Origin of the sequence: Janthinobacterium sp. SUN120 (assembly GCF_030397735.1) — a bacterium.
GTDB lineage: Bacteria > Pseudomonadota > Gammaproteobacteria > Burkholderiales > Burkholderiaceae_D > Janthinobacterium > Janthinobacterium kumbetense.
The window spans coordinates 191,127-212,367 of sequence record NZ_JAPUBW010000008.1; the positions used below are offsets into that span (position 1 = coordinate 191,127).

A 21,241-nucleotide genomic window follows, 5' to 3' on the forward strand; every position below is an offset into this window, starting at 1 on the left:
GCAGTCAGGAAATTAAAAGTACGGGAAACCTCAACCTCGTTGCCCTGTATTGCACTCCTGACGATATGCGCGGGCCGCCTTCCCCCCTGCTGCCGCACACGCCGTATCGACCTGTCCTGAACAATTCACGTGACCCGCCCATCTGGCGTTTGCCGCTATCTCGTCCGGCATACGCAGGCATGGTTGCGCCCTTACCAAGGAAACTGCATGTTGTCGAACATAACAATAAAAATGCGCCTGATCGCCACCATGAGTGTGCTGGGCTTGCTGATCGCCGTACTGGGCGTCATGAGTATCATCAGCCTGAAATCGGCCAACAACAGCCTCAACGAGGTCTACAGCAATCAGCTGGCATCGACGCAAGCGATCGGCGAATCGCAAATTGCCCTGGGCCGCGCCCGTTTCACGATGGACCGCGTGATGGTGCACCCGGATGCGCCGGATGCCAAGGAGACCCTGGCCCGCGCCGAACAATTCCTGGAAGCGTCCAACAAGGCCTGGAAGGTGTACCTGGGCTTGCCGCAAAGCGCGGATGAAAAGCGCCTGTCCGACGATATGGACAAGAAGCGCAGCGACTACATGAACAATGGCGTGCTGGCCATGAGCAAGGCTTTGCGTGAGGGTAACATCGAGCAAGCCGACGGCATGATGATGAAGGGGCTGACGCCGCTGTATCGTACCCTGGACCAGGCTGCCGAAACATTGACGCAATACCAAGCCACTTCGGCCGCCGCGATGTATGCGGAAAGCCAGTCCAGCTACCACACGCAGGTGACCATGGCCATCGGCGGCATGATCATCGGCGCCTTGCTGACCATCATTTCCAGCATCTTGCTGCTGCGCGCCATCTTTGGCCCGCTGGACCAGGCCCTGCGCCATTTCGGCGCCATTTCCGACGGTAACCTGGCCAACGACATCGTCATCACGCGCCACGACGAGATGGGCGCCTTGCTGACGGGCTTGCAGAAAATGCAGGAACGCCTGTCGAGCACCGTGCGCGGCGTGCGCGACGGCAGCGGCGCCATCGCCACGGCCAGCAATGAAATCGCCTCGGGCAACCTGGATTTGTCGAGCCGCACGGAGCAGCAAGCGTCGAGCCTGGAAGAAACGGCGTCCTCGCTGGAAGAGCTGACTTCGACCGTCAAGCAGAATTCCGACAATGCGCGCCAGGCGAACCAGCTGGCCGTCTCCGCATCGGACGTGGCCGTCAAGGGTGGCGCACTGGTGGCGCAAGTGGTCGATACCATGGGCACCATCAGCGAATCGTCGAAAAAGATCGCCGACATCATCGGCGTGATCGATGGCATCGCTTTCCAGACGAATATCCTGGCCTTGAACGCGGCCGTGGAAGCGGCCCGTGCCGGCGAGCAAGGCCGTGGCTTTGCCGTCGTCGCCACGGAAGTGCGCAACCTGGCGCACCGCTCGGCCAGCGCCGCCAAGGATATTAAAGTGCTTATCGAAGCGTCGGTGCAGAACGTGGGCGCCGGCAGCGCGCTCGTCAGCCAGACGGGCACGACGATGGATGAAATCGTCTCCAGCATCCGCCGCGTGACGGACATCATGGGCGAAATCAGCGCCGCCGGCCGCGAGCAGGAACTGGGCATTGGCCAGATCAATCAAGCCGTGGCGGAAATGGATACCGTGACGCAACAGAATGCGGCGTTGGTGGAAGAAGCGGCGGCGGCCTCGGAATCGATGCAGGAGCAGGCGGCGGCGCTGGCCGAAATGGTCAGCATTTTCAAGCTCGACGCCAACCATAGCGGTCCGGCAGCGGCCAAGCCTGCCTTGCGCAAGCCTGTCGTGGCCGCTGCCAGCACGGCCTTGAAACGCCCGGCGCTGCGCCTGGCGCCGGCCGGTGCCGCTGCTGCCCCTGCCGCCGCCGCCAAACCGCGTCCGGCCAAGCCTGCCGCGGACAACAGCGGCGAGTGGGAAGAGTTCTAAGTTACTGCTTGCGTTACTGCGCTTCCAGGGCAACTTTGCTGCCCTGTTCCTGCAAGCGCGCCGCCTCGGCCAAGGCTTGGGCACGCGCTTCCTCTGCCGCCTGTTCCGCTTTCTCCAGTGCATCATGGCGCGCTTGCAGCGCCGCCCGGGCGCGCACGAAGACGATCTTGATGGCCGCCATCACGGGCACGGACAGGAAGATGCCCACCACGCCCCCCAGCTGGTCGCCGGCCAGCAAGCCGACGATCACCATCAGCGGGCTCACTTCCACGCCTTCGCTCATCAAGTACGGGTTGACCACGTAATCCTGGAACAAGCGGTAGGCGGCGATAAAGCCGATCAGCCAGAACACGTGCTCGAAACCGCTGAAACCGGCCACGACCACGGCGATGACGGCGGCCGCCAGCGGGCCGGCAAACGGGATGAATTCCAGCAAGGCGGCCGCGCCGGCCAGCAGCAGGCTGTACGGCACGCCCATCAGGGAAAAGGCGATGCTGTAGGATACAAACGTGGCGATCGACAACAGCAGCAGGGCGCGCACATAGCGCGACAGCAGGATGTCGAGGTCGTCGATGATGGCGCCCCACAGCTTCTTGTTGGGACGGTTCAGCAGGGACAGCAAGCCGTCGCGCATGTCCGGGCCTTCCTTGATCAGCAAAAAGCTCAGCACGGGCACCAGCACCAGATAGATCAGGTTGCTGGCCGCATGCATGACGGTCAAGCCCAGTTCCTTCGCCAGCGGCATGGCTTGTCCCGTACCGCTGCTCAGCTGCGTCTGCATGAACGACAGCAGGCGCGCGCGCAACGGTTCCATGAATTCCGGCAAAGGAATCCGCTCGGCGAAATTATTGCCCTTGAGCAGGGTCGGCAATTGCGCGCTGAGTTTGCTGGCTTCTTCCTCGATGCGGGCGCCGAAGATGGAGCCCAGTATCGCCACCAGCAAGATCACCACGAGGAAGACGATGCCGATGGCAGCCGTGCGCGGCAAGCGCTTCGGGCCATGGCGCTCCAGCAGGCCGATCAGCGGATACACGAGGTAGCTGAAGAAAATGGCAAAGACCACGACGATCAGGGTCGACGAGACCTTGTAGGTAAGAAAGAGCAGGAAGGCGATGAGGAAAGCCGTCCACACCATCTTGGCAACGCGCAAGTTAAAACCGAACATATGAATTCCTTAGGGCAGGATGCGACGCAAGCGTGACTGGCTTGAAAGGCAGGGTGGGCAAGGCAGGGATCGGGCCGCGCCGCACGGCCGGAAATCATACCGCAAAATGCCAAAATGCCATGCTCTTGTGCGTAATGGCAATGCTTTCCCCTGTCTGGACTCCCCTCAGGCCTATTTTTCCCGCCAGCTGGCGACGGTGATGAAGACGCCATCGTCCTTGTCGGGCTCGCGCAAGGTCACCGTATAGCGGCCGCTCGCATCGTTGCCCGTGAACACGACCTTGTCGTCATGGCCTTTTACTTGCGCCCCTTTGGCCAGCGTGGCGTAGGTGTTGAGCACCCAGTGGAAATCGGCATAGCTGCGCAGGGTGATGTCGGCATCGGGCAGGGGCTCGTCTCCCGCCTCGGCCGCTTGTGTGCGCATGGGTAAGCCCGCCAGGCCCTCCGGCGCGATGAGTTTGCCGCCGCTGGAACTGCTGCTCAATTCCGCATTCGGCAGCAGCAGGTGCCGCAAGCTGGCGGGAAAGCCGGGCGGCACGTCGCGCGCCTCCCAGCCGGGCTGGCCGGGGCGGGTGGTGATGTATTCCACCGCAGCAATGCTTTGCCGCCGTTCCGGCGCTGCCTGTGCCAGCATGGCCGGCAGTTGCCGCGCCCACACGAGCAGCGGCGCGGCCATCTCGTCCTCTGCGCCCGGCGGCAGGAACACCGTCAGCACGGCGTGCGTGGACGGCAGGCAGGCGGGAGCGGCGTCGCCGATGGCGGCCCGGCAATGGCCGTTGACGAGGCCCAGGGCCAGCAGCTTGCGTTGCGGGTCGAACAGCATGGCGGCGCGCCATGCACCGTGCGTGCTGGCATCGATGGAGGCCAGCACGGAGCGCCCGTCGGGCAGCATGGTGCGCGTGATGTCGTCGAGCGACTGCATGCTGTCGAGCACCTGACGCGCGATCAGGGTGTTGCCTTGCGTATAGCTGCCGCGCGCGTAGCCGAGCAGTTTCAAGACGTCGGCGCGGATTTCGGGATGCGCGCTCAGGCGCAACGGCGGCGACGGCACGGGCACGGTGGCGGCCACGAAGGCGGCATCCTCGGCAGGAGTGGCTTGTGCCATGCTGGCAAGCGGCAGGCACAAGGCGGCGCACAGCGACAGCATGCGAACAGTGATTTTTCCTGGGGTATTCAATGACTATCCTTGTCGAGACGCCATGCCGGAGGGCTTGCCGGCATGCGCGGGCCGCGATCTTAGCATTTCAGGAATGAATCTCTTTCTGCTAAGCTTGGCTATTGAATCACTGTCCCCCGTTGTCATGGCCCAGATCACTATTTCCTGCAGTATTCCCGTCGACGATGCGGCAGTGACCGAGTTCCTGCACAAATACCTGGGCCGCTCGCGCATCGGCACGGCCAGGATGTTGCGCATGGGCGAGAAGGGCTGTTTCTATACCGGCTCCTTGTATACGGACGAGCACGCAAAGGTGAGCCGTTTGATCCACCGCATGCTGGCCTTCTTCGAGAGCAAGGATATCCCCTTGACCATCCTCAAGATCGGAGCTCAAGATAGCTGGTATGAGGTGGACCCCGAGCGGCGCGATCCCTGGAAGATTGCGCCGCAAACCTTGCTGGCGCTGCTCGATGCGGCGCCGGACGGTGGCGTTCAGGCGGCGTTGAGCACGTAGCGGTTCTTGCCGCTTTTCTTGGCCTGGTACAAGGATTCATCGGCGCGCCGGTAGCTGTGCGACAAGTCCGCTTCCTTGATCAGTTCTGCCATGCCGATGCTGACGGACACCTTGCGTTCCGGCACGAAAGCCGCTTCGACGCTGTCGACCAGCTGCGCGGCAAAGGCGCAGGCGGCGTTCTTTTCACCCAGGTAAATGACGGCGAACTCCTCGCCGCCCAGGCGGCCGCACAGGTGCTCGCCCGACAGTTCACCGATCACCTCGGCGATCTTTTTCAGCACCTCATCGCCCACGTCATGGCCGTACACGTCGTTGATTTGCTTGAAGTCGTCGATGTCGATCATCAGGAAATACGCGGGCGTATGCGCCGTGCGCTGCAAGGTGCGGGCGCTTTGCGTGAACATGCGCCGGTTGTTGAGCCCGGTCAAGCCATCCTTGTAGGCCATGGTCGCCAGTTCGCGCTGGGCGCGATAGTTGTTGATGCGCAAGACGAGAAAATAGATATTCAACGCCAGGCCGATGATCACGCTGATGGTGACGGCCAGCACGGGCCAATGCTGGTCGGCCTGGCCCGCATGCACGGGAAATTGCCCCAGCCCCAGGATGGCCCACACGCACAGCGATACGCCCAGGTAATACGCGATGCCGCTGAAGATGGGCGCCGTCGTCAGGGTGATCATCACGCCCAGCGGCAAGACCCAGAAAGCGGGATCTTCCGTGCCCAGCATCAGCACGCGAAAGCTGAAAGCGATGAACAGCACGCTGATGGTGCCGCTGGCGATGATGGCTTGCAAGGACTTCGCATACACGGTCAGCAGCAGCCCGACCAGCATGCCTGTCAAGCCCAGCGCCGCCTGCGCATGATCGAGCGAAGCGCGCGGCAAGGTCAGGCTGAACGTGACCAGCCAGCAAGCCAGGCCAAACGTCAGGATGGCTATCGAAATGAAATGCAGTTCCTTGAAAAAGCGCTGCTGCTGCTCCCGTTCTCCTGAAAAGAACAGGTAATAGAAGGCAGGAGACAGGCTGCGCGAAGTGAACATTGCATTTGTCCAGGCAGACAACACGCCTTGCGGCAGGGACGCCTCCCGGCAACGGCAGGCGGCATGGCGCGCGCACAAAATTAGTTGCGCTCAGGAACTAGTGTACTGGTTTCTTGGGGGCCGTGGGGAGAGTGGCGAGGAAAACGGCTGACACTGTCCTGCCGCCGCCACAGTGGCATATGGCGGCGGCAGCGCGCGGGTCGTCACAGGTCGCGCGCCAGCACCTGGCCGATCAAGTCCTTGCCAAAGCTGTGATGCGCCTCTTCCTCGACCAGCTGGAAGCCGGCCTTGTCGTAGATGCGGCGCGCATCGGTGAGGATGCTGTTGGTCCACAATACCATTTTCGTATAGCCGACCTGGCGGCTGAAGCGCAGGCACTCGTCGACCAGGCGGCTGCCGATGCCCAGGCCGCGCGCGCAGGGATCGACATACAGCAGGCGCAGCTTGGCCGTCGTGTCGTCCTGGCGCACGATGAAGACCGAACCGATCACCTTGCCGTCCTTCTCGGCGATCCAGCAGCGCTCGCGGGCCGGGTCGAATTCCCGCACGAACTTGGCGAGGATGTCGGCAACGAGCGCCTCGTATTCATTGTTCCAGCCATATTCCTGCGCATACAGCACCGCTTGCCGGTGGATGATCCAGCCCATGTCGCCCGGCTGCGGATTACGCAGGAGATAGCTGGGCGATGGTTCCCCCAGCAAACCCTGGATTTGCTCCATGGCAGCGACCAGCTCCTGCTGCGCCGTCGGCGGCAAACGTTCCAGCATGGCGGCCACTTCGCGCCGCGAGGCGTCGACCAGGGGCGCGAGGGTGCGCTGTCCCTGCCCGGTCAGCTGCAATCGGGCCGCGCGCGCATCCGTGGGCGAGCGCGTCTTGGCGATCAGCCCCTGCTTTTCGAACCCGGCAATGACCCGGCTCAGATAGCCCGCATTCAAGCCCAGCTCGCGGCACAGGTCCGCGCTGGTCAGCTGCTCCCGATGCGCCAATTCATACAGGATGCGCACTTCCGTCAGAGAAAATGCGCTATCCAGCAAGTGCTCATGCAGCACGCCAATCTGGCGCGTATAGAAACGGTTGAAACGACGCACGATCTCCGTGCGTTCGCCGAGTTGATCCGCCTGCATGTGACACCTCCATTTACTTGCTTGTGGCAGATTATTGCTTGCTTAAAGCAAGTATGTCAATAGGGCGGCAGGATTCTGGCAGGCATAAAAAAAGCGGCCCTGAAGAGGGCCGCCTTGGCAGTCACGCAAACCAGGGAAGCTGGCTTACACGTCGATATTGCCTGCGCGCAGCGCGTTGTTTTCGATGAAGGCGCGACGTGGTTCCACGTCGTCGCCCATCAAGGTCGTGAAGATTTGATCCGCCGCAATGGCGTCTTCGATCTGTACTTTCAACAAGCGGCGCACGGTCGGGTCCATCGTCGTTTCCCACAGTTGATCCGGGTTCATTTCGCCCAGACCTTTGTAGCGCTGTTTCGAGACGGTGCGTTCGGCTTCGTCGCGCAGCCATTGCATGGCCTGGTGGAAGTCGACCACGGCGATTTCCTTGATGCGCTCGCCTTCGCCGCGGCGGACAAACGCGCCTTCGCCGATCAAGCCTTCGAAGGTGGCGGCGCCGCTGCTCAGCACGGCGTAGTCCGGACCTTGCACGAAGTCGGCGTCGATGGCCGTCACTTTGACGTTACCGTGGTACATGCGCTCGATGTGCAGCTTGTGTTTTTCCGACAAGTCGTCGGAACGCACATGCACGCGCACGGCGCTGTCGTTGATGGCCGTCTGCAGGGCCAGGGCGGAGGTTTCCGCCAGGTCCAGGGTCGACAGGTCCAGCTGCACGCCGGTCATGATGGCCGTCAGGGCGGCGCGGTCGATGACGCGCGTCAAACGCGTCATGATGGTGTTCGACAGGTTGAACTTGCGCACCAGTTCGGTCAGCGTTTCGCCGGAAATGCCTTCCGCGCCTTCGCGCGGCACCAGCACGGCCGTGTTCAGCGCCACGGTCATCATGTAGCTCGCTTCCTCGGCGTCATCTTTAAGGTAGCGCTCGTCGCGGCCCGCCTTCACCTTGTACAGCGGCGGTTGCGCGATGTAGATGTGGCCGCGCTCGACCAGTTGCGGCATCTGGCGGTAGAACAGGGTCAGCAGCAGGGTACGGATGTGGGCGCCGTCGACGTCCGCATCGGTCATGATGATGATGCGGTGGTAGCGCAGTTTCTCGACGTTGAATTCGTCCGGTCCGATCGAGGTGCCGAGCGTGGCGATCAGGGTGGTGATCTGCTCCGACGACAGCATTTTCTCGAAACGGGCTTTTTCCACGTTCAAGACTTTACCGCGCAGCGGCAGGATCGCCTGGAACTTGCGGTCGCGCCCTTGTTTTGCCGAGCCACCTGCCGAGTCACCCTCGACGATGTACAGTTCGCACAGGGCGGGGTCTTTTTCCTGGCAGTCGGCCAGCTTGGCCGACAGGCCCAGGCCATCCATGATGCCTTTGCGGCGCGTCAAGTCGCGGGCCTTGCGGGCCGCTTCGCGGGCGCGCGCCGCTTCGACGATCTTGCCGCAAATGATCTTGGCGTCGTTCGGTTTTTCTTGCAGGTAATCAGCCAGGGTCTTGGCGACGATTTCTTCGACCGGGCCGCGCACTTCCGACGACACCAGCTTGTCTTTCGTCTGCGACGAGAATTTTGGTTCCGGCACTTTCACGGACAGGACGCAGGTCAAGCCTTCGCGCATGTCGTCGCCGTTGATTTCCACTTTCGCCTTCTTGGCGAACTCGTGTTCATCGATGTATTTGTTGATCACGCGCGTCATCGCCGCGCGCAAGCCCGTCAGGTGGGTACCGCCGTCGCGTTGCGGGATGTTATTCGTGAAGCACAGCACCTGTTCATTGTAGGCATCGTTCCACTGCATCGACACGTCGACCGAGATATTCGTGTTCTGGTCGGACATGCGCTCGCCCGTGGCCTGGAAAATGGTCGGGTGCAAGACCGACTTGGCCTTGTTGATGTACTCGACGAAGCCGCGCGTGCCGCCTTCGAAGGCGAAGACTTCTTCCTTGCCCGTGCGCTGGTCCGACAACTTGATGTTGACGCCATTGTTCAGGAAGGACAGTTCGCGGATGCGCTTGGCCAGGATTTCGTAGTGGAATTCCACGTGCGTGAAGATTTCCTCGTCGGCCCAGAAATGCACGTCGGTGCCGCGCTTGTCCGTTTCGCCGATGACCTTGATCGGCGAGGTGGCGATGTCGCCGACCATGACGATCTGGCGGTCTTGCGGCACGCCGCGCACGAATTCCATGTGATGCACTTTGCCATCGCGGCGGATGGTCAGTTTCAGCAATTTCGACAGACCATTGACGCAGGACACACCCACGCCATGCAAACCGCCTGATACTTTGTACGAGTTCTGGTCGAACTTGCCGCCCGCGTGCAGTTCGGTCATGACGATTTCCGCCGCCGAACGCTTCGGATCGTGCTTGTCGTCCATTTTCAGGCCGGTCGGCACGCCGCGGCCATTGTCGGTGATCGAGATGGAATTGTCGCTGTGGATGGTGACGTGGATTTCCGTGCAGTGGCCGGCCAGCGATTCATCGATCGAGTTGTCCAGCACTTCGAATACCAGATGGTGCAAGCCGGTGCCGTCCGAGGTGTCGCCAATGTACATGCCCGGGCGTTTGCGTACGGCTTCCAGGCCTTCCAGGATCTGGATGGAGGCGGCGCCGTATTCTTCCGTTTTGGCCTGGATCGGGGTGTCTTGTGGATTCTCGGACATGGACTGCTTTCTCAAATAACGATTGCTGATTGCGGGGCCTGACCCTGTCGGATCAGACCCCAGTTTTGCATTGGGTTACGCTTAAATGCGCATCGGCATGACAACGTACTTGAAGTCCGCATTGTCAGGGATGGAGATCAGGGCGGACGAGTTCGAGTCGCCCAGCGCGATGTTGACGTATTCGCATTTCAGGTTGTTCAGCACGTCCAGCAGATACGTCACGTTGAAGCCGATGTCGACGGAATCGCCGCCGTAGTCGATTTCCAGCTCTTCGACGGCTTCTTCCTGGTCCGCATTGGTCGAGCTGATCTTCATGCTGCCCGGGGTGATGATGCAGCGCACGCCCTTGAACTTGTCGCTGGTCATGATGGCGGCACGTTGCAGCGAGCGCAGCAGTTCATCGCGGCCGATGGTGAAGTCGTTTTTGTAGCCTTTAGGAATCACGCGCGTGTAATCGGGGAACTTGCCTTCCACCAGCTTCGAGATCAGCTCGATGTCGGCAAAGGTCAGTTTCACCTGGTTGGCGGCGATGTCCAGCTGCACCGGCTCATCGTTCTCTTCCAGCAGGCGCTGCAGTTCGATGATGGTCTTGCGCGGAATAATCACTTCCTGGCGCGCAAACGTCTGCTCGGTGGCGACCTGGCAAAACGCCAGGCGGTGGCCGTCGGTGGCCACGGCGATGACATTATTGCCATCCAGAACCAGCAGCAAGCCGTTCAGGTAATAGCGGATGTCTTGCTGCGCCATCGAGAAATGCACCATGTTGAACAGGTGCTTCAAGGTTTTCTGGGGCAGGGTGACGGACGCGTTGTAGCTTTCCGCTTGTTGCACGGTTGGAAACTCTTCCGCCGCCAGCGTTTGCAGGGCGAAGCGCGACTTGCCTGTTTGCACGGTCAGGCGCTTGTTCAGCAGGGTCATCGTGACGTCGCCCGATTCGGGCAGGGCGCGCAGGATGTCCAGCAGCTTGCGCGCGGCCACGGTGGTGCCGGTGACGTCCGCGCCGGAACCGATTTCCGCGTGCGTGGTGATCTGCACTTCGGTGTCGGTCGACAGGAAGGAGACATTTTCACCGTCTTTGCGGATGAGGATATTGGCCAGAATCGGCATAGTGTGCCGACGCTCGACAATACCGCTCACGATCTGCAGTGGCCGGAGAAGGGTATCTCGGGTGGTTTTGACCAATTGCATATTTATCCTCAATGTATAGGTATGAAGTTTAACGTAGTAATTTAACAATCATTGCAAGGGGAGCCCCGGCAGGCCGGCTGCGGCGCTCTCCCAGATAATAAGGGTAAAGCACGTTTTGAGCCAGCCTTGCCCAAGCGGCGCTTAGCCTTTTAACGTTTGTTCCAGCACATGCAATTCATGGTTGCATTCCGGGTTCTTGGTGCGGTCCAGCGCGATCTTGCGCACGGCATGCAGCACCGTGGTGTGGTCGCGGCCGCCGAACAGCTCGCCGATTTCCGGCAGGCTCTTCTGTGTCAATTCCTTGGCCAGGTACATGGCGATCTGGCGCGGCCGGGCGATATTCGCGGGGCGGCGCTTCGAATACATGTCGGCAACCTTGATATTGAAGAAGTCGGCCACCGTTTTCTGGATGTTTTCCACGGAAATCTGGCGATTCTGCACCGACAGCAAGTCCTTCAGCGCTTCCTTGACGATATCGATGGTGATATCTTTGCCATGGAAACGCGAATACGCGAGGATCTTGCGCAGCGCGCCTTCCAGCTCGCGCACGTTCGAACGCAAGTGCTTGGCGACAAAGAACGCCACGTCGTCGGAGAAGGTCACGCCTTCCTGTTTGGCTTTTTTCAACAGAATCGCCACGCGCATTTCCAGTTCCGGCGGTTCGATGGCCACCGTCAGGCCCGAGTCGAAGCGCGAGATCAGACGGTCGTCCATGCCCGTGATTTCCTTCGGATACGTATCCGAGGTGATGATGATCTGTTTCTTTGCGGCAATTAATGCCTCGAATGCATAGAAGAACTCTTCCTGCGTGCGGCTCTTGCCGCCAAAGAACTGGATATCATCGATCAGCAGCATGTCGAGCGAGTGATAGTAATGCTTGAAGTCGTCGAAACCCTTGCGCTGGTAAGCGGTCACTACGTCGCGAACGTACTGTTCTGCGTGGATGTAGCGGATCTTCGCGCCCGGATTGTCGGCCATCACCTGGTTGCCGATGGCGTGGATCAAGTGGGTCTTACCCAGGCCGACGCCGCCGTAGAAGAACAGCGGGTTGTACGACACGCCCGGATTGTTCGCCACCTGGATGGCGGCGGCGCGCGCCAGCTGGTTGGCCTTACCCGTCACGAAGCTGTCGAAGGTCAGGTCGGTGTTGATGCGGCTCTGCTCGCGGCGCGGCGCGGCGCCGATGCTCAGTTCCGGCACGCTCGGCTGCGGTTCCGCGGCGCGCGCGCTGGGCGCGCCGCCATTCGGATCGCTGGCCGGGGTGCTGGCGGTGACGGGTTTCTTCGGCAAGGCCAGGCGCGGGTCGAGCACGAACTGCACTTCCGTCGGCGCTTCGAAGTACTGAATGGCCAGGGCAGTGATGCGGCTGGCGAACTGGGTCTTGACCCAATCGAGCTTGAAGCGATTGGGCGCAGCAATGCGCAGCTTGCCCTCTTCGTAATCGAGAGGGATAAGCGGTTTGATCCACGCACTGAATTGTTGCGGTGTCAGCTCCAGTTCCAACTGCGCGGAACAGGCCTGCCAGAAATTATCCATGTATGTCTATGTGAAAAGGTGTGGGAGGGCGTATCGATTCTGCCCTGCGTTCACCGTGTTGCAAGGCCGGCGTCGCGCGAGGGCTCGCCACACGTAACGCGCTATTCTACTCCCGACTGCGAAAGTTATCCACAGGCACGGCTGTTATTTTTGTGTGGCGGGGTGGGGCGCCGTGTGCATAAGAGGCGACTTATCCCCCGGTTATCCCGTCACAGGCAGTGCTGGCGCGGCCTGTGGCGGGGCCTTGCCGGCAGATGGGGGCCGGCGCGCAAATTTCCGGGCGATCACGGCAATCCTTGACAAGAGGGGGGCATATGCTGAATAATTCAGGGTTCCCCGCCCGTATTCCGTGTTTATTCATTTGGAACGACAATATGGACTAAGCGTGGATTAAGCGGGCGATGAGATTGGCCAGCTTGTGCCTTGGCATAAGTGCGCGATTGTCATTGGCACCAAAAACTGACGGGACGTCAGACCCGATTTTGCATTTTTTTTGTTTTTAGCGAGACCAACATGAAACGTACTTACCAACCTTCCGTCGTTCGCCGCAAGCGTACGCACGGCTTCCGCGCTCGTATGGCTACCCGTGGTGGCCGTGATGTGCTCAACGCACGTCGCGCAAAGGGCCGCAAACGTCTGGCCGTCTAGGCTTGTCGTTGACAGCTGATCGCGTGGCTAGCTGTACTCCAGTCGGCAATCAACGCGAAGGTTCACACGACTTCGCGCGCGTTCGGCGTATCGTTAAAACGGATGAATTTTCATCCGTTTTTCGTTTGCGCCCTTCGCAAAAAACAGCGCATTTTGTGCTGTACACCCGACACAATCAATTGCCGCATGCGCGGCTGGGCGTCGTTGTGGCCAAGCGTTTCGCGCCGCGCGCGGCGACCCGCAACACGATCAAGCGCGTCACGCGTGAGCTGTTTCGCAACAGCGCGATGCCGCCGGTCGACTGCGTGGTGCGTTTGTCGCGCGCCGTCAACAGCAAGGATGGTCCGGCCACCACGACGCAGCTCAAAGCCGAGCTGCGCGAGGAATTGAGCCGCCTGTTCGCGGCGCAAATCGCCGCCCAGGCCCGTTCTGTTGCTGCGCCACCACCATCCGCGCCATGAAAACCCTGCTGCTGTTCCTGCTGCGCGCTTATCAGTTGCTGATCAGCCCCATGCTGGGACAGAATTGCCGTTTCTATCCGAGCTGTTCGCATTACGCGATGGAAGCGCTGCGCGTGCACGGTACTGCCAAGGGCAGCCTGCTGGCTGCCAAGCGCCTGTGCCGTTGCCACCCCTGGAATGAAGGGGGCGTCGACCCGGTGCCGCCGGCCGATTGCAAACAATCTTCAACGACCGCTTGCGGTTGCAACCACTCCTGACAAATACCCTAATGGATATCAATAAACGTACCATCCTGTGGATCGTGTTTTCCGTCTCGCTGGTAATTCTCTGGAACGAATGGATGATCTCGAACGGCAAGCCGTCGATGTTCTCCGCGAACACGGAACAAACCGCCAAGGCGCCTGCGACCCCTGCCAAGACGGCTGCCTTGCCAGCCGCGGCAGGCGTGCCTGCCCTGCCGGGTGACGCTGTCGATCCCGCCGCGTTCAAGCGCGAAGTGATTACCATCACCACCGACGTCATCAAGGTCGATATCGACACCCTGGGCGGCCAGGTCAAGCGTCTGGAATTGCTGAAATTCAAGGGCGCGGGTAATCCGGGCTGGTTTGGCGGCTGCTTCGGCCTGTTCAAGGTATGCCAGCCGGACGACGGCAAGCAAAACGAAGTGCTGTTCGACGAAGGCGCGAACCACACTTACCTGGCGCAATCGGGCCTGGTCGGCGGTCCCTTCCCTACCCATGCGAGCGGTTTCACCGTGCAGCCTGGCGTGCGTACCCTGGCCGATGGCAAGCAAATTCAACTGGTGATGGAAGCGGTCGAAGGCGGCGTCAAGCTGACTAAGACGTTTACCTTCAAGCGAGGCGACTACGTCATCGACGTGCGCCATGACGTGTCCAACGTGGGCGCGGCCCCTGTCACGCCGCAGTTGTATCTGCAACTGACGCATGACGGCAACAAGCCGGTCGGCGACTCCTTCTTCAACAGCAGCTTCACGGGCCCGACCCTGTACACGCCGCAAGACAAGTACCAGAAGCTGACGTTCGAGAAAATCGAAAAAGCGGCCTTGGAAGACGAGAAGAAGGGCAACGACAACGCCATGAAGGGCCTGCACCCGGCGACGGCGAATGGCGGCTGGTTTGCGATTTCGCAACACTTCTTCGTGTCCGCTTTCGTTCCGCCTGAGAACGCTAAGCGCGACATCTTCACGAAGAAGGTCGGCCCCAACCTGTACGCCATCGGCAACGTGCTGCCCCTGCCTACCCTGGCGCCAGGCGCCTCGGCCAGCATGGACAGCAAGCTGTACTCGGGTCCGCAAATCGCGCACCTGCTGGAAAACGTCTCGCCTGGCCTGGAACTGGTCAAGGATTATGGCTGGCTGACCATCATCGCCAAGCCGATGTTCTGGGTCATGGAACAGATCCACAGCGTGCTGGGCAACTGGGGCTGGACCATCATCGCCTTCACGATCCTGATCAAGCTGCTGTTCTTCCCGCTGTCGGCCGCCGGCTACCGCAGCATGGCGAAGATGAAACTGGTCACGCCGAAGATGCAAGCGATCCGCGAACGCTTCAAGGGCGATCCGCAAAAGATGAACCAGGCCACGATGGAGCTGTACAAGACGGAAAAGATCAATCCGCTGGGCGGCTGCCTGCCGATCCTGATCCAGATGCCCGTTTTTATCGCCCTGTACTGGGTCTTGAACGCGTCCGTGGAAATCCGCGGCGCGCCATGGATCGGCTGGATCACCGACCTGGCCCAGCATGACCCATGGTGCATCCTGCCCGTGCTGTACGCGATCTCGATGTTCATCACGACCAAGCTGAACCCGGCTCCGGCCGATCCGATGCAAGCGAAGATGATGCTGTTCATGCCACTGGCATTCTCGGTGATGTTCTTCTTCTTCCCGTCGGGCTTGGTACTCTACTGGGTCGTCAACAACGTCCTGTCGATCGGCCAGCAATGGGTGATCACCAAGAAATACGCGCCTGCCGTCAAGTAAGTCCGGCCAGCGAACAGAAAGCCCGCCTCGCGCGGGCTTTTTTTTGACATCCTACCCAGTGGCTACGATGTCAAAAAAGTGGGTTTTGCAGGTTTTCCACTGACCCCCTTCATGTGCACTCGGTTTGTCGCTGAACATAGCGCGGCTCCCGCAGCCTTCCCCGAATAATCTACAATATCCCCATGAAACTCGACTCTTCCCCTATCGCCGCCATCGCCACCGCTCCCGGGCGCGGCGGCATCGGCGTGGTACGCGCCTCCGGCAAAAACCTCGCTCCGTTAATGACGGCCCTGTTCGGCGCGCAGGCGCTGAAACCGCGCCACGCCACCTACCTGCCATTTACGGAAAGCGACGGCGCCATCATCGATCAGGGCATCGCCATCCATTTCAAGGGCCCGCACTCGTACACGGGCGAAGACGTGCTGGAATTGCAGGGCCACGGCGGCCCCGTGGTGCTGCAGTTGCTGCTGGCGCGCGTGCTGGAAGCGGGTAAGGACAGCGGCTTGCGCCTGGCCGAGCCGGGCGAATTCACGCGCCGCGCGTTTTTGAATGACAAGCTTGATCTGGCGCAAGCCGAAGCCGTGGCCGACCTGATCGATGCCTCCACGGAAGCTGCCGCCAAGTCCGCTTCGCAATCGCTGTCGGGCGCGTTTTCGAACACCATCCACGCGCTGGTCGAACAGGTGACGGGACTGCGCATGCTGGTCGAGGCGACCCTGGACTTCCCGGAAGAGGAAATCGACTTCCTGGAAAAATCGAATGCGCGCGGCCAGTTGAAGGCCGTCATCGAAGCCTTGCATAAAGTGTTTGCGCAGGCGGCGCAGGGCGCGCTGCTGCGCGAAGGCCTCAATGTCGTGCTGGCGGGCCAGCCGAACGTGGGCAAATCATCGCTGCTGAACGCGCTGGCGGGCGCCGACGTGGCGATCGTCACGCCGATCGCCGGCACCACGCGCGACAAGGTCAGCGAAACGATCCAGATTGAAGGCATTCCGCTCAACATCATCGACACGGCCGGCATCCGCAGCGCGGGCGATACCATCGACGCTGTCGAGCGCATCGGCATCGAACGCACGTGGGGCGAGATCGGCAAGGCCGACGTGATCCTGCACTTGCTTGACGCAGATCATGGCCCGACCTTGGCCGATGAAACCATCGTCGCCGCCTTCCCCGAGGGCGTGCCGGTGGTGCGCGTGTGGAACAAGATCGACCTGTCGGGCCACAAGCCCAGCGTCGACAGCCTGCCCGACGCCACCCACGTGTATCTGTCCGCGCACGAGCACATCGGCATCGACTTGCTGCGTGCCGAGCTGTTGCGCATCGCCGGCTGGCAGCAGACGGGCGAATCGCTGTACCTGGCGCGCGAACGCCATTTGATCGCGCTTAAATCGGCCGGCAAGCACCTGGACATCGCGGCCGAACACGCGGCGCAGGACGACCAGTCGCTGGACCTGTTTGCGGAAGAACTGCGCCTGGCGCAAGTGCAGCTGTCGAGCATCACGGGCGAGTTTTCGCCTGACGATCTGCTGGGCGTGATTTTCAGCCGTTTCTGCATCGGCAAGTAAGGGCACACGATGAAAATGTTGATCGCTGCCGCACTGTGCTGCCTGCCCTTGCTGGCTCAGGCAGAGGAAAAGCTGCCGCGCGACGTGGTGCAGTTCATTGATCATGCGCAAATGTGCCAACACTTTGCCGGCGAGTGGGATGACAATGACAAGGCGCGCCAGCGCGAGATCACGCAAGCCGTGGCCGCTTTTTGCGGCCAGGCGCAGCGGCAGTGGAAACGGCTGTCCGCCAAGTATGCGGGACAGCCGAAGCTGGAAAAAGTCATTGCCGACAATGCCAATGACGCGGTGCGCAGTTTCCGGAAATAACGGCTGCCCGGGCTTGCGGCAGCTCAGCTCTTCTTGCGCTTGGCTTGCTCTTCCTTGAATGTCTGGAAGGCTTCGATATGCTCGGCCCGCCGCAGCACGCGCGAGCGCGGGTCGAGCGTGTACGTGGCGCCAGCCGGCAGGGGCAGTTCGCCAAAGCCCAGCGCCATGGAAACGGTATGGATTTCCTTGCCGATACGCACTTCCACCGGCATCAGGAAGGCGAGGTCGGCAGGCGTCTTCCACAGCAGGCGTAGGGTGTCGCCGTCCCGCACGGCGGACAGCTCCGGCAGCGCGGCCTGGTACAGATAGGTCTGGAAGAACCAGTCGTAATTGCTGCCCGTGACTTTATTGACGATGGCCATGAATTCCTGCGTGCTGCCATAGCGGGGCTGGAACTGGCCCGGCTGCGGCTGTTCCGTGCCGTAGACGAGCAGGCGCACGGCGCGGAAGAAGGCGTCGTCGCCGATCAGGCCGCGCAAGGTGTGCAGCACCAGCGCGCCTTTGGCATAGATGTCGCCGCCGGGCCCTCCTTTTTTCTCGTCGTAGACTTCTTCCTCGCTTTTCGGCTTGCCCGACACCATGGGTGCCTTGTTGGCGATGCCGGCACGCATTTGCTGTAACGCAGCAAAATATTCCTGCTCCCCCCGCAGATATTGCATGTACAGAGGTTGCATGTACGTGCCGAAACCTTCGTGCAGCCACATGTCGTCCCAGTTGCTGTTGGTGAGCTGGTTGCCGAACCATTCGTGCGCAAATTCATGCTGCAGCAGCTCGTCGTAGCCATAGCTGGTCTTGGCGAATTTGTTGCCATAGGCATTGATGGTCTGGTGTTCCATGCCCTTGTGCGGCGTTTCGGCGATGCCGACCTTTTCATCGCCAAACGGGTAGGGGCCGATGACGCTTTCAAAAAAATCTAGCATGGGCGGCAATTCCGCGAACAGGGCGCCCGCCTTGGCTTCGCTTTCCGGCAGATACCAGAATTGCAGGGGGATGCGGTTGCCGTAGCGGCTGGCATACTCGCCCTGCAGGCTGCGGTAGGGCGCCACGTTGAGGGCGATGCCATAGGTGCTCGGGTGCTTGGCGCGCCAGTGCCAGGTGCGCCAGCCGTCGGCCTCATCCATGCCAAGCGCGACGCCGTTGCTGGCCGCCACCAGCGGCGCCGGCACCTGGATGTGCTGGTCGATCAGCTGGGCCTTGCCCATCGGGTGGTCGATGCAGGGCCAGAACAGGTCGCAGCCTTCGCCTTGCACGGCGCTGGCGATCCACGGCGCGCCATCGGCCGTGCTCGACCACACCATGCCGCCATCCCACGGTGCTTTCACGGCAACGTGCGGCACGCCGTGGTAGACGACGCGGATGGTGGTGCGCGCGCCGGCCGCGAGGGTGGCCGGCAAGGTCATGCTCAGGCGCCCGTCCGGGTTGGCGTAGTCTTGCGGCCGCAGCGCCTTGCCGTCGATTTCGATGGCATCGACGGGCAGGCTGCGGTCCAGGTCCAGCGCGAAGCGCGAGATCGGCTGCGTCGCCAGGAAGGTCAGGCGCGCGTCGCCGGCGATGCTGCGGCTGGCCGGGTCGATGCGCAGGGTCAGGTCGGCGTGTTCGAACACCACCGCCAATTGTTCCGGCGTGCGTTCGGCGCCCGAATTGAGGGTGTAGGCGGTGGGCGCCTGCGTGGCGCAGGCGCTGAGCAGCAAGCAGGAGAGCAGCAGGGGGATGTGTTTCATGGCGGGCGCGCAAGTGGACGGAACACCGATTGTAGTGTGAAGTGACAACGTTGTCGTTTGGAAATTTCATGGCGCCGATGGGGCAAGCGTGGCCGCCGTTGAGAAATGTCATGGGCTTCAAACTGTGCTGACGTAATCTTGCTGAGCGGCCTTGAAGTGCCGCTAGGAAAGGAAGCGCCATGGACAGCAAACAGCCGGATGTCGTGGAATGCGGGGATGAGGTCGTGGCGCGACGATTGCCCGCCATGCCGGAATTGATCGCCACCTTGCCGCCGAAAGGCGCGTGCTGGTACTGCGACAAGCCGCTCGACGCCGTGCGCCGCTTTTGCGGCAAGAGCTGTGGCATGGCTTACGCGGAAGAGGCGCAATACCATCCTTGAGGGGGGCGGCTAGCGGCGCCGCAGCAGCGCCGCCAGTGCGCCGTCGTAGTCGAACTCATGCGCGGCAGCCGCTACTTCCTGGTAGACGTGCACGCCCAGGCTGGCCGCCAGCAGGCTGGCCGAGTTTTCCAGGATGTCGATGGCTGCGCCGTCGCCTTCGCGCAGGTGGCTGGCCAGGCGCGCCAGCAGCAGCTGGATGGCGGGCGCGGCCGGATCGGGCGCCACGTCCTGCGCCGCCGTATGGGTGGCCTCCGGCGTGCCCAGCATGCTGCTGACCGCGCCCAGCAATTGATCTTGCGCCAGTTCCAGCTGCAGCATCTGCCGGGCCAGGTCGGGCGCCTGCGCGCGCAGTGCCGATTCCAGCGTTTCCGCCAGGCCGTGCACGTGGTGCGCGCCGATCATGCCGGCGGCGCCCTTCAGCGTATGCGCCTTCAGGCGCGCGGAGGCATAGTTGCCCGTGTCGAATTCGGCGCGGATCTGGCACGGCGTGGTGCCGTGGTCATGCAGGAAGCGGCGCAGGATTTTCAGGTACAGGATGCGGTCGCCCATGATGCGGCCCAGTCCGTTCTCGACATCGAGAATCCGGACCATGTCGGATGCCGCGAGGGCGGCATCATCATCGCAAGTGGCGTGTGGTTTCATCATGCCTGGTGTGCAGAGGGCCCCAAAACTTGTCAATTGCATTCATGCAATATCCACTATTTTACATCCAGTTGCCCTCGCTACTGCGTCCGCTTGGCAGACGCTGCCAGACTAACGCGTCGTGAATGACCAGCTGCGCGTGACGCTCGCACCATTGACTTTGCCGATGAAACTCACGTCATAGGTGGTGGCCGCCAGCAGGGGGGCCAGCGGGATGATGGCGGCCACCGAGCGCGATGTATTGACGGCATCGGTTTCCTTGCTGAGCAGGCGTACCGTCAGGTCCGCGCCGGCGCCACGCTGGCGCACGGTGAATGTCGTCACGCTGAGGGTGGCGTCGAAATTCGCATGGACGCTGATCGGGTAGCCGACCACGTCCTGGTTGGGCACGGGATCGGGTTCCTCTTCATTGCTGGCGAAACTGGTGGCGACCTTGGTCTGTCCGTCGAACGGGTAGCTGACGATCTGGCCGGCCGGCAAGCCGGGACCGTAGCGGCTGTTGCCCGCCAGATCGGTGGTGAAATACGCATAGCCGCTGTTGTTGACGGCCGCGCCGGCGCCGCCTTCCTTGAAGACCGGTTCAAAGATGAGGAAGCGGTGATACACGGCCGTGATCAGGTTTTCCGCCATGTAGAAACCGGAATTGGTCGACACCCCCGCGATGACTTCGCCCCAGACGGAAGTGACGCCATAGCCGGACGCGGTCAGGCGGTCATACAGTGTTTCGCCGGTAAAGCCGGGCTTGCCTTTGACTTGATTGTGCACCACCACATTATTGCTGTTCAGATAATTGGAGTGGCCGAGTGCCGCGTTGTCGATCTGGCTATTGCGCACCAGCGGCGCCAGGCCGATCTGGCCGCGCCGGTAATTGATCCAGTTGAAACCATCGGTGGCGATATTGTTGCTGAGGACGGGAGCGCCCGGCTCCTGTGTCAGCTGCCCGGCCTGGGTCGAGGTGTTCAGCGACGTCTTGCCGCCGTTATCGCCGCCGCCGCAGGCGCTCAGCAGGGCTGCACTCAGCAGGGCGGGTATCCAGTACTTCCAACGCAGTGACGAGACAATCAAGTTGACTCCTGTATAGGTAGGCGGGCAGCGGTGGAGGCCGGCGTGCTGCCCTGTGAAACGATTCTAAGGCATTTTTATGCGCCGTAGAGCATCAATGACAAGATATGTCGCGTGCTCGTGCGCAGACGGTGCCGCAGCTGCGCAGGGT

19 protein-coding genes are annotated in these 21,241 nt (G+C 61.5%); 9 read left to right on the forward strand and 10 right to left on the reverse strand.

Annotated features, from left to right (window positions below; all coding sequences use genetic code 11):
• The first annotated feature begins 207 nt into the window (after window positions 1–207).
• A complete protein-coding gene (locus O0879_RS28135; protein WP_289913988.1) occupies window positions 208–1,941 on the forward strand; it encodes a methyl-accepting chemotaxis protein in 1,734 nt (577 codons plus the stop codon).
• Between the two features lie 13 nt (window positions 1,942–1,954).
• Here O0879_RS28135 and O0879_RS28140 read toward each other — a convergent pair whose 3' ends face one another.
• Together O0879_RS28140 and O0879_RS28145 are read right to left on the reverse strand one after the other, a co-directional pair.
• The gene (locus O0879_RS28140; protein ID WP_289919947.1) at window positions 1,955–3,106 is read right to left on the reverse strand and encodes an AI-2E family transporter; all 1,152 of its coding nucleotides are present in this window, start codon (window positions 3,104–3,106) and stop codon (window positions 1,955–1,957) included.
• 171 nt (window positions 3,107–3,277) lie between these two features.
• Entirely contained in the window at window positions 3,278–4,282 is a 1,005-nt protein-coding gene (locus tag O0879_RS28145; protein ID WP_289919949.1) for a hypothetical protein, read from the reverse strand.
• A 124-nt stretch (window positions 4,283–4,406) separates the two neighbouring features.
• On the opposite strand from O0879_RS28145, the gene O0879_RS28150 reads away from it, so the two are divergent.
• On the forward strand, window positions 4,407–4,775 hold the full coding sequence (locus tag O0879_RS28150; RefSeq protein ID WP_289919950.1) for a hypothetical protein: 369 nt from the start codon (window positions 4,407–4,409) through the stop codon (window positions 4,773–4,775).
• Here the strand turns inward: O0879_RS28150 and O0879_RS28155 are convergent.
• The 5 genes from O0879_RS28155 to dnaA all read right to left on the reverse strand — a co-directional run bounded on the left by O0879_RS28155 (window position 4,754) and on the right by dnaA (window position 12,306).
• Window positions 4,754–5,815, reverse strand: a complete 1,062-nt coding sequence (locus tag O0879_RS28155) for a GGDEF domain-containing protein (protein ID WP_099666155.1) — start codon at window positions 5,813–5,815, stop codon at window positions 4,754–4,756. The two genes, O0879_RS28150 and O0879_RS28155, sit on opposite strands and share 22 nt — an antisense overlap.
• Window positions 5,816–6,018: 203 nt before the next feature.
• On the reverse strand, window positions 6,019–6,939 hold the full coding sequence (locus O0879_RS28160; protein ID WP_289919951.1) for a bifunctional helix-turn-helix transcriptional regulator/GNAT family N-acetyltransferase: 921 nt from the start codon (window positions 6,937–6,939) through the stop codon (window positions 6,019–6,021).
• A 144-nt stretch (window positions 6,940–7,083) separates the two neighbouring features.
• Window positions 7,084–9,582 (reverse strand): DNA topoisomerase (ATP-hydrolyzing) subunit B, encoded by a 2,499-nt coding sequence (gene gyrB / locus O0879_RS28165; RefSeq protein WP_099666165.1) that lies wholly within the window; start codon window positions 9,580–9,582, stop codon window positions 7,084–7,086.
• Window positions 9,583–9,663: 81 nt separating this feature from the next.
• A complete protein-coding gene (gene dnaN, locus O0879_RS28170; RefSeq protein WP_034754341.1) occupies window positions 9,664–10,770 on the reverse strand; it encodes a DNA polymerase III subunit beta in 1,107 nt (368 codons plus the stop codon).
• 141 nt (window positions 10,771–10,911) lie between these two features.
• Window positions 10,912–12,306 carry a chromosomal replication initiator protein DnaA gene (dnaA, locus tag O0879_RS28175; protein ID WP_034781304.1) on the reverse strand — a complete coding sequence of 465 codons (1,395 nt, stop codon included), beginning with the start codon at window positions 12,304–12,306 and terminating at the stop codon, window positions 10,912–10,914.
• A gap of 513 nt (window positions 12,307–12,819) precedes the next feature.
• Here dnaA and rpmH point away from each other — a divergent pair.
• The 6 genes from rpmH (at window position 12,820) to O0879_RS28205 (ending at window position 17,285) form a co-directional block, all read left to right on the forward strand.
• Entirely contained in the window at window positions 12,820–12,954 is a 135-nt protein-coding gene (rpmH, locus tag O0879_RS28180; RefSeq protein ID WP_010401996.1) for a 50S ribosomal protein L34, read from the forward strand.
• Between the two features lie 23 nt (window positions 12,955–12,977).
• The gene (rnpA, locus tag O0879_RS28185; protein ID WP_099380766.1) at window positions 12,978–13,415 is read left to right on the forward strand and encodes a ribonuclease P protein component; all 438 of its coding nucleotides are present in this window, start codon (window positions 12,978–12,980) and stop codon (window positions 13,413–13,415) included.
• Complete coding sequence (gene yidD / locus O0879_RS28190; protein ID WP_010401993.1) at window positions 13,412–13,672, forward strand: membrane protein insertion efficiency factor YidD; 261 nt, start codon at window positions 13,412–13,414, stop codon at window positions 13,670–13,672. Before rnpA ends, yidD begins: the two co-directional genes overlap by 4 nt.
• Before the next feature lie 11 nt (window positions 13,673–13,683).
• Entirely contained in the window at window positions 13,684–15,414 is a 1,731-nt protein-coding gene (gene yidC / locus O0879_RS28195) for a membrane protein insertase YidC (RefSeq protein ID WP_077408891.1), read from the forward strand.
• 182 nt (window positions 15,415–15,596) lie between these two features.
• Window positions 15,597–16,976 carry a tRNA uridine-5-carboxymethylaminomethyl(34) synthesis GTPase MnmE gene (gene mnmE, locus O0879_RS28200; protein WP_289919953.1) on the forward strand — a complete coding sequence of 460 codons (1,380 nt, stop codon included), beginning with the start codon at window positions 15,597–15,599 and terminating at the stop codon, window positions 16,974–16,976.
• 9 nt (window positions 16,977–16,985) lie between these two features.
• Window positions 16,986–17,285, forward strand: coding sequence for a hypothetical protein (locus tag O0879_RS28205; RefSeq protein ID WP_289919955.1), 300 nt, complete (start codon window positions 16,986–16,988; stop codon window positions 17,283–17,285).
• Window positions 17,286–17,308: 23 nt separating this feature from the next.
• Here O0879_RS28205 and O0879_RS28210 read toward each other — a convergent pair whose 3' ends face one another.
• A complete protein-coding gene (locus O0879_RS28210; protein ID WP_289919956.1) occupies window positions 17,309–19,006 on the reverse strand; it encodes a M1 family metallopeptidase in 1,698 nt (565 codons plus the stop codon).
• A 179-nt stretch (window positions 19,007–19,185) separates the two neighbouring features.
• On the opposite strand from O0879_RS28210, the gene O0879_RS28215 reads away from it, so the two are divergent.
• Window positions 19,186–19,386 carry a hypothetical protein gene (locus O0879_RS28215; protein ID WP_077408887.1) on the forward strand — a complete coding sequence of 67 codons (201 nt, stop codon included), beginning with the start codon at window positions 19,186–19,188 and terminating at the stop codon, window positions 19,384–19,386.
• 9 nt (window positions 19,387–19,395) lie between these two features.
• Here O0879_RS28215 and O0879_RS28220 read toward each other — a convergent pair whose 3' ends face one another.
• Both O0879_RS28220 and O0879_RS28225 read right to left on the reverse strand, forming a co-directional pair.
• Complete coding sequence (locus O0879_RS28220; protein WP_099666169.1) at window positions 19,396–20,031, reverse strand: Hpt domain-containing protein; 636 nt, start codon at window positions 20,029–20,031, stop codon at window positions 19,396–19,398.
• A gap of 108 nt (window positions 20,032–20,139) precedes the next feature.
• Window positions 20,140–21,093, reverse strand: coding sequence for a CAP domain-containing protein (locus O0879_RS28225; RefSeq protein WP_354670201.1), 954 nt, complete (start codon window positions 21,091–21,093; stop codon window positions 20,140–20,142).
• Window positions 21,094–21,241: the final 148 nt, after the last annotated feature.